The 12978-nt window shown below is 68.0% G+C and carries 12 protein-coding genes; 5 read left to right on the plus strand and 7 right to left on the minus strand.

Annotated features, from left to right (window positions below; all coding sequences use genetic code 11):
* Positions 1-7: 7 nt before the first annotated feature.
* The 3 genes from ACF8O7_RS16510 to ACF8O7_RS16520 are packed head-to-tail and all read right to left on the minus strand — an operon-like array spanning position 8 to position 3368.
* Positions 8-1276, minus strand: coding sequence for a cyclopropane-fatty-acyl-phospholipid synthase family protein (locus tag ACF8O7_RS16510; protein WP_046238808.1), 1269 nt, complete (start codon positions 1274-1276; stop codon positions 8-10).
* The gene (locus tag ACF8O7_RS16515; RefSeq protein WP_046238807.1) at positions 1273-2025 is read right to left on the minus strand and encodes a DUF1365 domain-containing protein; all 753 of its coding nucleotides are present in this window, start codon (positions 2023-2025) and stop codon (positions 1273-1275) included. Before ACF8O7_RS16515 ends, ACF8O7_RS16510 begins: the two co-directional genes overlap by 4 nt.
* A complete protein-coding gene (locus ACF8O7_RS16520) occupies positions 2022-3368 on the minus strand; it encodes an NAD(P)/FAD-dependent oxidoreductase (RefSeq protein WP_017407120.1) in 1347 nt (448 codons plus the stop codon). The genes ACF8O7_RS16515 and ACF8O7_RS16520 overlap by 4 nt, the downstream gene beginning before the upstream one ends.
* Positions 3369-3508: 140 nt before the next feature.
* On the opposite strand from ACF8O7_RS16520, the gene ACF8O7_RS16525 reads away from it, so the two are divergent.
* The 4 genes from ACF8O7_RS16525 to ACF8O7_RS16540 all read left to right on the plus strand — a co-directional run bounded on the left by ACF8O7_RS16525 (position 3509) and on the right by ACF8O7_RS16540 (position 8355).
* The gene (locus tag ACF8O7_RS16525) at positions 3509-4147 is read left to right on the plus strand and encodes a TetR/AcrR family transcriptional regulator (RefSeq protein WP_017407121.1); all 639 of its coding nucleotides are present in this window, start codon (positions 3509-3511) and stop codon (positions 4145-4147) included.
* A gap of 147 nt (positions 4148-4294) precedes the next feature.
* Complete coding sequence (locus tag ACF8O7_RS16530) at positions 4295-4774, plus strand: sigma-70 family RNA polymerase sigma factor (RefSeq protein ID WP_070081029.1); 480 nt, start codon at positions 4295-4297, stop codon at positions 4772-4774.
* Positions 4775-4776: 2 nt separating this feature from the next.
* Positions 4777-5730 carry a FecR domain-containing protein gene (locus ACF8O7_RS16535; protein WP_016448433.1) on the plus strand — a complete coding sequence of 318 codons (954 nt, stop codon included), beginning with the start codon at positions 4777-4779 and terminating at the stop codon, positions 5728-5730.
* Between the two features lie 96 nt (positions 5731-5826).
* Positions 5827-8355, plus strand: coding sequence for a TonB-dependent receptor (locus ACF8O7_RS16540; protein WP_126311061.1), 2529 nt, complete (start codon positions 5827-5829; stop codon positions 8353-8355).
* Between the two features lie 120 nt (positions 8356-8475).
* On the opposite strand, the gene ACF8O7_RS16545 is transcribed toward ACF8O7_RS16540, so the two are convergent.
* The 4 genes from ACF8O7_RS16545 to glmS form a co-directional block, all read right to left on the minus strand.
* Entirely contained in the window at positions 8476-9522 is a 1047-nt protein-coding gene (locus ACF8O7_RS16545) for a hypothetical protein (RefSeq protein WP_126311062.1), read from the minus strand.
* Between the two features lie 149 nt (positions 9523-9671).
* Entirely contained in the window at positions 9672-9827 is a 156-nt protein-coding gene (locus ACF8O7_RS16550; RefSeq protein WP_016448436.1) for a hypothetical protein, read from the minus strand.
* A gap of 39 nt (positions 9828-9866) precedes the next feature.
* On the minus strand, positions 9867-10022 hold the full coding sequence (locus tag ACF8O7_RS16555) for a hypothetical protein (protein WP_193615930.1): 156 nt from the start codon (positions 10020-10022) through the stop codon (positions 9867-9869).
* A 253-nt stretch (positions 10023-10275) separates the two neighbouring features.
* Positions 10276-12195: a glutamine--fructose-6-phosphate transaminase (isomerizing) gene (gene glmS, locus ACF8O7_RS16560; protein ID WP_016448444.1), complete on the minus strand. Its 1920-nt coding sequence runs from the start codon at positions 12193-12195 to the stop codon at positions 10276-10278.
* Between the two features lie 137 nt (positions 12196-12332).
* Between glmS and ACF8O7_RS16565 the strand changes: the two genes are divergently transcribed.
* The gene (locus tag ACF8O7_RS16565) at positions 12333-12848 is read left to right on the plus strand and encodes an Lrp/AsnC family transcriptional regulator (protein WP_016448445.1); all 516 of its coding nucleotides are present in this window, start codon (positions 12333-12335) and stop codon (positions 12846-12848) included.
* Positions 12849-12978 lie beyond the last annotated feature (130 nt).

Consider the following 12978-nt stretch of genomic DNA (forward strand, 5'->3'; position numbering starts at 1 on the left):
GGCGATTTCATGGCAGGGGCCTGCGCAGCGTGAACTGGACGACATCGGTGTTGCCGGTGTCGAAGGCCGCCTCGCAGTAGGCGAGGTAGAAGGTCCAGATGCGCACGAAGCGCTCGTCAAAGCCCTGGGCCCGCACGGCGTCGAGGTGGTGATCGAAGGCCTGGCGCCAGCGCCGCAGCGTCTCCGCATAGTCGCGGCCGAAGGCCATGCGGCGCTCCACCACCAGGCCGGCGCGCCGTGCCTCCTGCTCGAAGGCAGGAATGCTGGGCAGCAGCCCGCCCGGGAAGATGTACTGCTGGATGAAGTCGGTGGAGCGCAGATAGCGCGCGAACAGGTCCTCGCGCAGCGTGATGGTCTGTATGCAGGCCAGGCCCCCGGGCTTGAGGCAGTCGCGCAGCGTCTGGAAGTAGCCGCGCCAGTATTCTCGGCCCACGGCCTCGAACATCTCGATGGAGACGATGGCGTCGAAGGGCTCGCCCGCATGGCGCGCGGGCAGGTCGCGGTAGTCCTGGTAGCGCAGCTCCACGGCGTCGGCCAGGCCGGCCTGCCGCATGCGCTGCTGTCCCCAGGCCAGTTGCTCGCGCGACAGCGTCACGCCCGTGACCCGGGCGCCGAACTCCTGCGCCGCCGCCTCGGCCAGCCCGCCCCAGCCGCAGCCGATCTCCAGCAGGCGCTGGCCGGGCTGCAGCCTCACCTCGTCCAGCGTGCGCCTGAGCTTGGCCTGCTGGGCGTACTGCAGGTCGGCGTGGCGCAGCGATTCACCCGTGCGCCCCTGGAACCAGGCGGCGCTGTAGCTCATGCCGGGGTCCAGCCACAGGCGGTAGAAATCGTTGCCCAGGTCGTAGTGGGCATGGATGTTCCTGGCGCTGCCGGCCCGCGTATTGCGCTGCAGCAGGTGGCGCAGGCGGTAGCCCAGCCGGCCCCACCAGCTGCCGTACACCAGGCTTTGCACATGGTCGCGGTTGGCCATGCACAGGCGCAGCAGGGCGGCCAGGTCGGGGCTGTCCCATTCTCCGGCGATATAGCCCTCGGCCAGGCCGATGTCGCCCGATTTCAGGGTGCGCTCCAGCGCCCGCCAGTCGTGCAGCACGCAATGCGCGTCGGCAGCCCCCGACGGCGGACGGGGCAGGTGCAGCAGGCGGCCATCGGGCTGCTCCAGGTCCAGCTGCCCGTGGGGCAGGCGTTCGAGCAGGTTCAGCACACGGCGTGCCCGCGCAGGCGTGCGGCGCGGCGCTGCGGCGGTGGGGCTCAGCAGGGGGGCGGCGGTAGTGTTCATCTTGTGACGAAGCGCTTGGGCGCGGAGGGTTTGCCATGGAAAGGCACGCGCTTGGCCCAAAGGCGCAGCGCGTGCCAGTGGATGCGGGCGACCACGCCCAGCGTCATCAAAGGGGTGCCGAAGAAGGCGCGTCGCACGGCGGCGGCATCCAGCGCCTGCAGCACGCCGCCCACGCTGGTCTGCAGCAGCGGGCCGTCCTCGTCATGCAGGTCCACGCGCGCCAGGGTGCGGTCTTCGCTGCGCTCGAAGCGGAAGCGGTACTCGCCGCGCACCTCGCAGAACGGCGAGACGTGGAATTGCTTGCGCGCCACCTGCTCCCGGCCCCAGGCCAGGTCCGGCCCCGCCAGCAGATAGGCATGGCGCTCGCCAAAGGTGTTGTTGACCTCGGCCAGCACGGCGGCCAGCGACCCGTCGGCGCGGTGCGCATACCAAAAGCTCACGGGCTTGAACACGTAGCCCAGCACGCGCGGAAAGGTGTGCAGCCAGACTTCGCCATCGGCGTCGCCAATGCCTTCGCTGTGCAGCAGCTGCTCGAACCAGGCCAGCGCGTCGCAGCCGCCCTCGCCGTGGTCGCTGTCATGGAAGCTCAGCCAGCCACGGCGGTTGCGCCTGAGCGCGGCGTCCGGGTGCGTGCGCAGGCTGCGCATGGGCAGCATGAGGAAATAGCCCGGGTAGCGGAAGGCATGCTCCACCGGCCGCAGGCGGCGGTGCCAGACATGGCCGAAGCCGATGAGCGGCCGGGCCGTCATGCAACCCCCTCGAAGGCCGCGCTGGCGGGCAGGACGGGCAAGGTCGGCAGGGCATGCAGCAGGCCGTCGGCCGCGACCAGGCCCGAGCGCAGGCCGTCCTCATGGAAGCCGTAGCCGCACCATGCGCCGCAGAACCAGGTCCTGCGCTGGCCTTGCAGGGCATCCACCCGGCCCTGGGCCTCGATGGCGGCCAGGTCGAACACCGGGTGGCTGTACTCGATGCGCGCGTGGACCTGGCTGTCATCGATGGGGCGCACCGGGTTCAGCGACACCATCACGGGCTGCTGCCACGGCAGGGGCTGCAGGCGGTTGAGCAGGTAGTGCAGGCAGACGCCGGCCCGGTCTTTTCCGGGATCGGCGGCGCGTTCGTAGTTCCAGGCGGCCCAGGCCGCCGGGCGGCGCGGCAGCACGCCGGCATCGGTGTGCAGCACGGCCTGGTTGGGCTGGTAGCGGATGGCGCCCAGCACGCTGCGCTCGAGCGGCGTGGCATCGGAGCCCAGCAGGCGCAGGGCCTGGTCGCTGTGGCAGGCCAGCACCACGGCGTCGAACCGCTCCGTGCCGTGCGCCATCTGCAGCAGCACGCCGTGGGCGGCGCGGCGCAGGCCCAGCACGGGCGCGTTCAGCCGGACCTCGTGGCGGCCGTCCTTTTGCAGCGCGGCCACCATGCGCCGCACATACTGGCGCGAACCACCGCGCACGGTGCGCCACTGCGGCCGGTCCGTGACCTGGATCAGGCCGTGGTTGTGGCAAAAGCGGATCAGCGTGGCCACGGGAAAGCGCAGCATCTGGTCGGTGGGGCAGGACCAGATGCAGCCCATCATGGGCAGCAGATAGTCCTGGCGAAAGGCCGGCCCGAAGCCGTGGTCGTCCAGGAAATCTTCGATGCAGCTGCGCAGCCGCGCTTCATCGCCTTCCTCGGCGATGCGCGTGGTCAGGCGGTTGAAGCGCAGGATCTCGGCCAGCATCTTCAGGAAACGGGGCCGCAGCAGATTGCTGCGCTGGGCGAACACACCGCCCAGCGAACTGCCGCTCCACTCCAGGCCCGCCCGGCCGCCGGCCTGCGGCACCTGCACGGAAAACGACATCTCGGCCTCCGCCGTGGGCACCTGCAGCTCTTCGAACAGACGGGTCAGCAGCGGATAGGTGCGGTGGTTGAACACCAGAAAGCCCGTGTCCACCCCCTGGCTCACGCCGCCCAGCGCCAGATCGACCGTGTTGGCATGGCCGCCGAAATGGCTGCCTGCCTCCAGCAGGGTCACGCCATGCCCGCCCGGCGCGCCGGCCAGCCGCCGTGCTGCGGCCAGCCCCGCAATCCCCGACCCGATGACTGCAATGCGATGCATGGGAGCGTCCTTCCTGGTTGAATCGATCAGTCAGACCATGAAGATCAAACTGTGAACTGATGAGTTCAAACTATATACCAAACGTATTCGCTTTGCACTATTTGGTATCGGATATGACCTGTCGGGTCTAAAATATGGCTATGACAAGCCGCTCCTCCATCAAAGAACAGATACAGCGCGTGCGCGAGCAGGCCATCGTGGCGGCCGTCAACCGGCTGCTGGCCACCAAGGGCTACGACGCCATGACGGTGGACGAGGTGGCGGCCGAGGCCGGCATGGCCAAGGCCAGCCTGTACAAGCTGTTCACCTCCAAGGAAGAACTGGCAGGGGCCGCCATGGTGGGCGTGCTGGACCGCGCCCTGGCCTTCGTGGACGGCCTGCGCGACGAAGCCAGCCTGGCGGCCGAGGCCGGCACGCCCACGCGCCCGCTGGACCAGCTCAAGGCCGTGACGCGCTGGGCCATGCAGACCCAGCTGGAAGGCGAGATGCCCTCCCTGCCCGCGCAGAACTCCAACCTCAGCGCCTCGCTGCAATCCAACGACGACTACATGGACCGGCTGATCGCGCTGAGCAACCGCCTGAGCATCTGGATCACCGAGGCCCAGACCAGCGGCCAGATGCAGGCCACGCTGCCGGCCGAACTGGTGCTCTACACGCTGTTCGCGCGGGCCTGCGATCCGGTGGTGGCCCTGCTCAAGGAGTCGGGCCAGTACACGCACGCGCAGATCATCGACTGGGTGACCAGCACGACCTTCGACGGGCTGGCGGCGGCGGGCTGATCCGGTGCGCGGGATCGCACCGATCCCAATGCAAATGAGAATTCATATCAACTGGATAAAATGCTGGCAGTTTCTTGACGCACAAGAGGAAAGGCCCGGCACGTGCATCCATCCACCGACAGTGGCGCCAGCCAGGCTCTGGGCAGCATGTACGCGCAGCACAACCCTTGGCTGGTCGCGTGGCTGCAACGCAGGCTGGGCAACCGCTGCGATGCGGCCGACCTGGCCCAGGACACGTTCACGCGCATCTGGGTCAGCGCCAGGACGCAGGCCATCGAGGACATCCGGGAGCCCCGGGCCTACCTGACGACAGTGGCCAGGCGGCTGCTGGTCAATCACCTCGAACGCCGCTCGCTGGAGCAGGCCTACCTGGCGTCGCTGCACCTCCTGCCCCAGGCCACCGTGCCGTCCGTGGAGGCGCGGGCCATCCTGCTGGAGACGCTGCAGGAGCTCGATGCGCTGCTGGACGCCCTGCCCGCCAGGGTGCGCACGGCCTTTCTCATGTCCCAGCTGGAAGGCCTGTCCTACGAGGACATTGCCGACCGGATGCAGCTGAGCGTGCGCACCGTGACGCGCTACATGGCCCAGGGCTTTCGGCAATGCCTGCTGGTGATGCTGGAGCGCTGAGCATGCAGGCCGCAGACGCACGCATCCTGGACGAGGCCGCCCGCTGGCTGGCCCGCAGGCACGCATCGGACTTCAGCGCGGCCGAGCAGGCCGAACTGGCGCGCTGGCGCAGCCAGAGCAGCCGGCATGAGCAGATCTGGCAGTGTGCCGAGCAGCTCAAGGGCCGCTTCAACACCGTGCCCGCCGCCGTCGGCATGGCCACGCTCAACCGCGCGCGCCCCTCGGCGGCACGGCGCCAGTTGCTGCGCTCGGCCGTGCTGGCCCTGGCCACGCCTGCGCTGGGCTGGCTGGCCTGGCGCCAGCTGCCCTGGCAGGACTGGACGGCCGACTACCGCACGGCCAGGGGCGAGCGCCGCGCGGTCACGCTGGCCGATGGCAGCCGCGTGCAGCTGAACACGGCCTCGGCCATCAGCGTGCGCATGGATGGCACGGCGCGGCGCATCCGCCAGCATGCCGGGGAAATCCTGGTCGAGACCGCGCATGCCCCGCCCTACGCCTCCCAGCCTTTCATGGTGCAGACAGACGACGGCCAGATGCAGGCCCTGGGCACGCGCTTCATCGTGCGCAAGCTGGAGCGGGGCACGGCGCTGGCCGTGCTGGAGGGCGCGGTGCGCGTCACGCCGGCAGCATCGGCCACGGCCGTGGTGGTGCATGCGGGCGAGCAACTGCAATTCGATGGACAAGGCGCCAGCGCCACCCGCCCGGTGGCGCCGCGGGACTCGGCCTGGACGCTGGGCGTGCTCTATGCCGAGAACCTGCGCCTGCAGGACTTCCTGGCCGAGCTGTCGCGCTACCGCGAGGGCCTTGTGCGGTGCGACGACGATGTCGCCGACCTGCGCGTCTCCGGCACCTACCAGCTGCATGACACCGACCGCATCCTGGCCCTGCTGGCCCAGACCCTGCCGGTGCGCGTGCACGAGCGCAGCCGGTACTGGGTGACGGTGGCGCGGCGCTGATTCGATTTTTTTCTGCCGTGGCTGTCCGGTTTTTCGCTCTCGCCTGTCAAGGCTTGCGAAGACCACTTTCATCGACAGCCCAGAGGACAGAACACCATGCACTCCCCTTCTTCCACCGCCGGACCACGCGCCAGCCTGCGCGCCACCGCCTTGGCGGCCCTGGCCGTCAGCACCTCGCTGCTGCTGCACGCGCTGCCAGTCCAGGCGGCCGAGCCGGCCGCCAGCGCCGCTGCCAGGAGCTACCAGATCCAGCCGGGTCCGCTGGGCCCGGCGCTGATGGCCTTTGCCGCGCAGGCAGGCGTGAACCTGGGCATGGACCTGCAGCAGCTCGTCGGCATGGAGACACGCGGCCTGTCCGGCACGTTCTCCGTGGAAGACGGCTTTGCGCAGCTGCTGAACACGTCAGGCTGGACAGCGCGCCGCGCGGGTGCGGGCAACTACGCGCTGGAGAAGCTGCCTGCGGCGGCCCGCCAGGCGCCGTCCGCTGCAGCGGCGGCCGTGCCCGCAGCGCCGGCCGCAGCCCTGGTCGCAGCACAGGCCACGGAGCTTGCCGCCATCACGGTGACCGCACGCACGCAGAACAACCTGGTCGCACCGTCGCGGCAGGTGACGATCCTGGAAGGCCAGGAGGTGGAGCAGCTGCGCCAGGGCTCGGACAGCCTGGCCACCATGCTCAGCAAGGTGGTCCCCGGCATGGCGGACTCCAGCCACACCATCACCGACTACGGCCAGACGCTGCGGGGCCGCAACATGCTGGTGCTGGTGGACGGCGTTCCGCTGAACACCAACCGCGACTCGTCCAGGAACCTGGCCAACATCAACCCGGCCGACATCGAGCAGATCGAGGTGCTGCGCGGCAGCAGCGCCATCTACGGCAGCGGTGCGGCGGGCGGCATTGTCTCCATCCGCACCAAGCGGCCCTCGGGCGAGACGCGGGCCGAGACCATCGTCACCGGCTCGGCCCCGCTGTCCCGCCTGCGCGGCGCGGGGCTGGGCGGCGAGGTGCAGCACTACCTGTCCGGCGGCGGCGAGGTGGTCGACTATTCGGTGAGCCTGGGCGCCAGGCACATGGGCGGCGCCTTCGACGCCAGGGGCGACCGCATTGCACCCGAGCCCAGCCAGGGCGACCTGTTCGACTCCAACATCTACAACGCCTCGGCCAAGATCGGCTTCAAGCTCGATGCCGACCAGCACCTGCAATTGACCGCCAGCCACTACAACGCGGCCCAGGACACGGACTACGCCTCCGACCCGTCGGTGGCGCGGCTGCCGGCAGGAACGGCGGCGGCCCGCCCCATCAAGGGCCTGGTGCTGGCCGACCAGAACCAGATCAAGAACACCATGCTGGGCCTGGACTACGAGAACCGGGACATCGCAGGCAGCACGCTGGCCGCCCAGCTCTACTACCGGGACTTCTTCACCCGTTTTGCGCCCTTCGACGCACGCGCGGTGCCGGTGCGGGGCGCCAATGTCGACCAGTCCATGCAGAACTCCGAGGTCTTTGGCGGGCGCCTGACCCTGAAGACGCCGCTGGGCGCCGGCAAGAAGAGCCTGCTGATCTGGGGTGCGGACTTCAACCAGGAGCGCACCGACATGCCCATCGACATCTTCGATCCCCGGGCCTATGACGCCAGCGGCGGCCTGGTCTTCCACAAGACGGGCCAGCTGATCTACATGCCGCCCGTCACCACGCGCAGCATCGGCGCCTTCGCCCAGCTGCAGCACCGGTTCAATGCGCAATGGTCGGCGGAAGGCGGCCTGCGCTACGACCGCGCCCAGGCCAGCTTCAATGACTTCACGCCGCTGTCGCAGTCACGCGTCCCCAGCCCCCAGCCCGTGAACGGCGGCACCGTCCGGTACAACGCCTGGACCTACAACCTGGGCACGGTCTTCACGCCGGTCCCCGGCCAGGAGCTCTATGCCTCGTACAGCCAGGGCTTCGAGCTGCCGGACATCGGCGTGGTGGTGCGCAATGCCACGCCGGCCTTCAACCTGGGCAACTCCAACCTGCAGGCGGTCAAGACCAACACCTATGAAATGGGCTGGCGCGGCAAGTTCTCCAACGTGATGGCCAACCTCAGCGTCTTCCAGTCGCGCTCCAACCTGGGCGCCGTGCAGAGCTTCAACAATGGCCTGACCCTGCTGCGCACCCGCGAGAAGATCCATGGCATCGAAGGCGGCCTGGACTACTTCAGCGACGACGACCACTGGAGCGTGGGCGGCAGCTTCACCTGGATGAAGGGCCGCGAGCTGCCCCAGGCCGCCAGCGGCTACCAGGACATGACGGGCTTTCGCATCCCTCCGCTCAAGCTCACGGCCTATGTGGAGTACCGGCCCGACACGCGCTGGAGCCACCGCCTCCAGGCCACCGCCTATGCCTCCAAGGACTACCGCCTGGGCGGCAAGACCGGCTTCGGCCGCTATGACACACGGGGCTACACCACGGTGGACCTGATCAGCCAGTGGAAGGTCGACCCCAAGAACCGTGTGTCCCTGGGCGTGGAAAACCTGTTCAACCGCCAGTACTTCCCGCTCTACAGCCAGCTGCTGCGCAGCAACAACAACACCAGCCGCCTGCCAGCGGCCGGCACGGTGCTGAAGATCAGCTACGCGCACACCTGGTGACCCCATAGGCAGGCACCGGTCGCCGCAGCCCGCCAACAACCGGCCGGGCACGGAAAGGGCAGCCACCCGACGCAGCCGATCAACGACCATCGACCATCGGCCATCGGCCGCGCCCGGACCTCAAGGCCCCTTGCGCAGCGAGATCGGCGTGCCCCAGATCGGATCGACGGCGCCCTGGCGGCCCAGCGTGGTGACCTGCATGGGCGCCAGCCGCGCCATGAGTTTTTCCTGGTCAGGGGTCACGTTGGCGCGGGAGGCCAGATAGGTGCGCGTGAATTCCATGGGCACCGGCAGCGTGTGGACGGTGAAGTCCTCCAGCGGGCATTCGACCTTCTCGGCCGCCACCTTGCGGCAGCCCGCCTGGCGGAACTGGTAGCTGGGCGTCTTCAGATACGAGCGCTGGCTCAGCACCAGCTGCCCGCCTTCCAGCGTGAAACTGGCCAGGGCCTGCCGGGGCGGCACGCGCACCTGGACCTTGAGCGCGGGGATGTCGCGCGAGTCCGTGTCCTGGTAGTAGCCCGCACCCATGCCCGGCGTACTGTCCGTGACCTGCCGCTCGCCCCAGGCCACGCAATGGCCCGAGGCACGGTGCACCGTGGTGCAGTACTTCTCGGTGCGGGTCTGCGTGTGCGTGGTGGCCTCCTTCCAGTTCATCTCGGTATAGAACTCTCGGTAGGTCTCGGGCGCCAGGGACACCGTGCCGCTGGCGCCGCGGCCTGCGCCCGCAGCGCCCGCCTTGGCCCCCAGCTGGTCGAGCCGGGCATTGAGCCAGTAGTCATCGCCGCCCGTCAACAGGTACTTGCCGGGGGGCAGGACATGGACCTCGAAGGCCTTGAAGAGGTAGGTGGTCTTGGGATCGCGCTGCAGCGCGTTGTTCTGGAACTTGCGGCCGAACACGATCTCCGGCCTGTCCTGGTGGGTCCACAGCACGTTCGAGGTCCATTTGGACATGCCGTCGGCGTCGGCCAGCGACTTGTGCGGCGTCAGGTCAGCCACCAGCACCACGGCCATGTTGGCCTTCAAGGCCTCGCTGATCACCCACAGCGTCTTCGCCTGCTCCGCTTCCTCCTTCTCGAGCTGCCCGCTGGAAGGCGGCGCGGCACACCCCGACAATCCCAGGGCGAGCACCAGGGTCGGCAAAACGAAGCAGGGGCGCTGCAGTGTCATCGTTGAAATCCTTGGAGGTTGATGCTGGAAAGGCGTCATTGTGCGGGGAGATCTCCGGCGGCCCCGGCCAGGGCAGGCCCTCGACACGGAAAAGCCGCCCGAAGGCGGCCGGTTCCAGGGAGCGCTGCACCAGCGCTGGCTGCGATCAATCAGCGTTGCTGTGGCTGGCGCAAAGGCTGCCCTTGTTGGCGGACGTTCGCCTTGCACTGCATCTGGCTGTAGTTCCTGTCCGTGATGGGTTGCCCCATCTGCATGGGAACATAGGCCGGATGCTGCGGGCCTCTCGTGGGAAGAAGCTGTTTCATGGTTCCATCCTCACGTCAAACGGAACGCCGCCCAGCCTGTCAGCGGGGCTGATTGGGCTGCTGCTGGCCTGGCTGGTTGTGGCCAGGCTGCTTGTGCTGGGGGTTGTCCTGCTGCTGCTGTCCCGGGTTTTGCTGGTTCGGGTTCTGCTGCTGCGGGTTGTTTTGCTGCTGTTGCTGGTCGTTTTGCTGAGCCATGGGTATCTCCTTCACATGGTGGTCAAAGAGGCGCGTCAAACGAAGCGCCCGACTGCAGCGCAGATATGCACTGCGCTGGTAACCAGTGTGGGCCCGGACATGCGGCTCAGCCGTAGGACCGGCCAGAGCGTGCGCAGCCCCATGTTGCGACACCGCAGGTAGGCCAGCCGCCGGGTGTCCGACGGACATTTCGCACAGGGGGCAACGAAGGACCAGGGCAGGCCACGGCCTGCGCCCTACCCCGGCCCCCGCCTCACTCCACCGTCACGCTCTTGGCCAGGTTGCGCGGCTTGTCCACATCGGTGCCGCGTGCGCAGGCCGTGTGGTAGGCCAGCAGTTGCAGCGGGACCACGTGCAGGATGGGGCTGAGCGCGCCGTAGTTCTCGGGCATGCGGATGACGTGCATGCCTTCGCTGCTTTCGATGTTGGTCTTGGCATCGGCCAGCACATAGAGCACGCCGCCGCGCGCACGCACTTCCTGCATGTTGCTCTTGAGCTTTTCCAGCAGCTCGTCGTTGGGCGCCACCGTGACCACGGGCATGGCGCTGTCCACCAGGGCCAGCGGGCCGTGCTTGAGCTCGCCGGCCGGATAGGCCTCGGCGTGGATGTAGCTGATTTCCTTGAGCTTGAGCGCGCCTTCCAGCGCAATCGGGTAGTGGATGCCACGGCCCAGGAAGAGCGCGTTCTCGCGCTTGGCGAAGTCCTCGGACCAGCTGATGACCTGGGGCTCCAGCGCCAGCACGGATTGCAGGGCCACGGGCAGGTGGCGCATGGCGGCCAGATATTGCTGCTCCTTTTCCTCGCTCAGCCGCCCTTGCGACTGGGCCAGGGCCAGGGTCAGCAGGAACAGGCCCGCCAGCTGGGTGGTGAAGGCCTTGGTGGAGGCCACGCCGATCTCCACGCCGGCGCGCGTGATGTAGGCCAGCTCGCATTCGCGCACCATGGCGCTGGTGGCCACGTTGCAGACGGTCAGCGTGTGCTTCATGCCCAGGTTCTGAGCATGGCGCAGCGCGGCCAGGGTGTCGGCGGTCTCGCCCGACTGGCTGATGGTGACGACCAGGGTCTTGGGATGGGGAACGCTGGTGCGGTAGCGGTATTCGCTGGCCACTTCCACGCTGCAGGGCAGGCCGGCCAGCGACTCGATCCAGTACTTGGCCGTGCAGCCGCTGTAGTAGCTGGTGCCGCAGGCCAGGATGAGCACGCGGTCGATCTCCTTGAACACGCGCCAGGCCGAAGTGCCGGCCTTGCCGTCCGAGGCCACGCCGTCGAACAGCTCGGGCACGATGGCCTGCACGCCTTCCAGCGTGTCGGCAATGGCGCGCGGCTGCTCGAAGATTTCCTTTTGCATGTAGTGGCGGTAGGGACCCAGCTCGGCCGCGCCGCTGTGGGCGTGCACGGTGCGCACGGGGCGCTGCTCGGGCGCCAGCCGCTCGCCGCCCTTGCCCACCAGCCAGTAGCGGCCAGGCTGCAGGTCCACGATGTCGCCCTCTTCCAGGTAGACGATCTGGTCGGTCACGCCGGCCAGGGCCATGGCGTCGCTGGCCAGGAAGTGTTCGGCACCGTCCTGGCCCACGCCCAGGATCAGCGGCGAGCCGGCGCGCGAGCCCACCACGCGCTGCGGTTCGTCCTTGTGCATGACCGCGATGGCAAAGGCGCCATGCAGGCGCTGCGTGGCGGCCTGCACGGCCTCGAACAGGTCGCCGCCGTAGAGGCTGTCCACCAGGTGGGCGATGACCTCGGTGTCCGTCTGGCTGGCGAAGACATAGCCCTTGGACTGCAGCTCGGCGCGCAGGGCTTCGTAGTTTTCGATGATGCCGTTGTGCACCAGGGCCACGCGGGCCGGCTGGTCGGTGTCGGCCACGGGCGAGACGCCAGGGCCGTGGCTGAAATGCGGATGGGCGTTGCGCACCGCCGGCTCGCCATGCGTGGCCCAGCGCGTGTGGGCAATGCCGGTGTGGCCGATGACCTTGTCCTGTTGCACTTGGTCCATGAGTTCGGCTACGCGCGCCGTGGAGCGGGCGCGCCGCAGGCCCAGGCTGTGCACGCCCTGTGCGTCCAGCGCCTGCACGGCCACGCCGCAGGAGTCATAGCCGCGATATTCCAGGCGCTGCAGGCCCTGGACGAGAACGGGGACGATATCGCGGAAGGAAACCGCTGCGACGATGCCACACATGGACAAGCTCCTTGTTTCGAGATGACGACGGATGCTACGCAGGTTGAAAAGAAATTTCTCTCCAGATTTCCTTATCTATTGAACTAATATTTCATCATCAGGCATTCAAGAAATATTATTTCAATATAAATAAAAAAATGAACCAAAATTCCATTCAACTGGACGCTACCGACCTGCAGCTGCTGCAGCTGCTGCAAGAAGACTGCAGCCGCAGCAACCAGGCCCTGGCCGCGCTGCTGCAGCTGTCGCCGCCCACCTGCCTGCGCCGCGTGCGGCGGCTGCAGGAGTCCGGGCTGATCGAGCGGCAGGTGGCCATCCTGCAGCCCGAACGCCTGGCCGCCGCCCTGGGCCATGGGCTGCAGGCCATTGTGGAGGTCTCGCTGGACCGCCAGGACAGTGACGCGCTGGACGGATTCGAGCGCCGCGCCGTGGCGCTGGACGCCGTGCAGCAGTGCTGGCGCGTATCGGCGGGGCCTGATTTCATCCTCGTGGTGGCCGCGCCCGACATGCCGGCCTACCTGGAGTTGAGCCGGGCGCTATTCACGGGCGACGCCAACGTGCGCAATGTCAAGAGTTTTTTCAGCGTCAGGCGCGCCAAGTTCTCCACCGCCATGCCGCTGCCGCCGGCAAATCCCGGAACAGGCGCCCAATGAGGCCAGGACGCTTGATTTTGCGAGTAATTGTGCGCATCAGGAAACTGCGCGGCGGCGGGACTGCGTAGGACAGCAAGCCTGCAATGTGTCCCGAACGCCAACTTTGGGCAACGTTGGACTTTAAGGCGTT

The organism is Delftia sp. WSY_16, from assembly GCF_043104415.1.
GTDB classification, from domain to species: Bacteria; Pseudomonadota; Gammaproteobacteria; order Burkholderiales; family Burkholderiaceae_C; genus Comamonas; species Comamonas tsuruhatensis.

Excerpts from the sequence above, each read along its gene's own strand:
- ACF8O7_RS16510 (WP_046238808.1), bottom strand. The coding sequence starts at position 1,276 with ATGAACACTACCGCCGCCCCCCTGCTGAGCCCCACCGCCGCAGCGCCG.
- ACF8O7_RS16515 (WP_046238807.1), bottom strand. The coding sequence starts at position 2,025 with ATGACGGCCCGGCCGCTCATCGGCTTCGGCCATGTCTGGCACCGCCGC.
- ACF8O7_RS16520 (WP_017407120.1), bottom strand. The coding sequence starts at position 3,368 with ATGCATCGCATTGCAGTCATCGGGTCGGGGATTGCGGGGCTGGCCGCA.
- ACF8O7_RS16525 (WP_017407121.1), top strand. The coding sequence starts at position 3,509 with ATGACAAGCCGCTCCTCCATCAAAGAACAGATACAGCGCGTGCGCGAG.
- ACF8O7_RS16530 (WP_070081029.1), top strand. The coding sequence starts at position 4,295 with ATGTACGCGCAGCACAACCCTTGGCTGGTCGCGTGGCTGCAACGCAGG.
- ACF8O7_RS16535 (WP_016448433.1), top strand. The coding sequence starts at position 4,777 with ATGCAGGCCGCAGACGCACGCATCCTGGACGAGGCCGCCCGCTGGCTG.
- ACF8O7_RS16540 (WP_126311061.1), top strand. The coding sequence starts at position 5,827 with ATGCACTCCCCTTCTTCCACCGCCGGACCACGCGCCAGCCTGCGCGCC.
- ACF8O7_RS16545 (WP_126311062.1), bottom strand. The coding sequence starts at position 9,522 with ATGACACTGCAGCGCCCCTGCTTCGTTTTGCCGACCCTGGTGCTCGCC.
- ACF8O7_RS16550 (WP_016448436.1), bottom strand. The coding sequence starts at position 9,827 with ATGAAACAGCTTCTTCCCACGAGAGGCCCGCAGCATCCGGCCTATGTT.
- ACF8O7_RS16555 (WP_193615930.1), bottom strand. The coding sequence starts at position 10,022 with ATGGCTCAGCAAAACGACCAGCAACAGCAGCAAAACAACCCGCAGCAG.
- glmS (WP_016448444.1), bottom strand. The coding sequence starts at position 12,195 with ATGTGTGGCATCGTCGCAGCGGTTTCCTTCCGCGATATCGTCCCCGTT.
- ACF8O7_RS16565 (WP_016448445.1), top strand. The coding sequence starts at position 12,333 with ATGAACCAAAATTCCATTCAACTGGACGCTACCGACCTGCAGCTGCTG.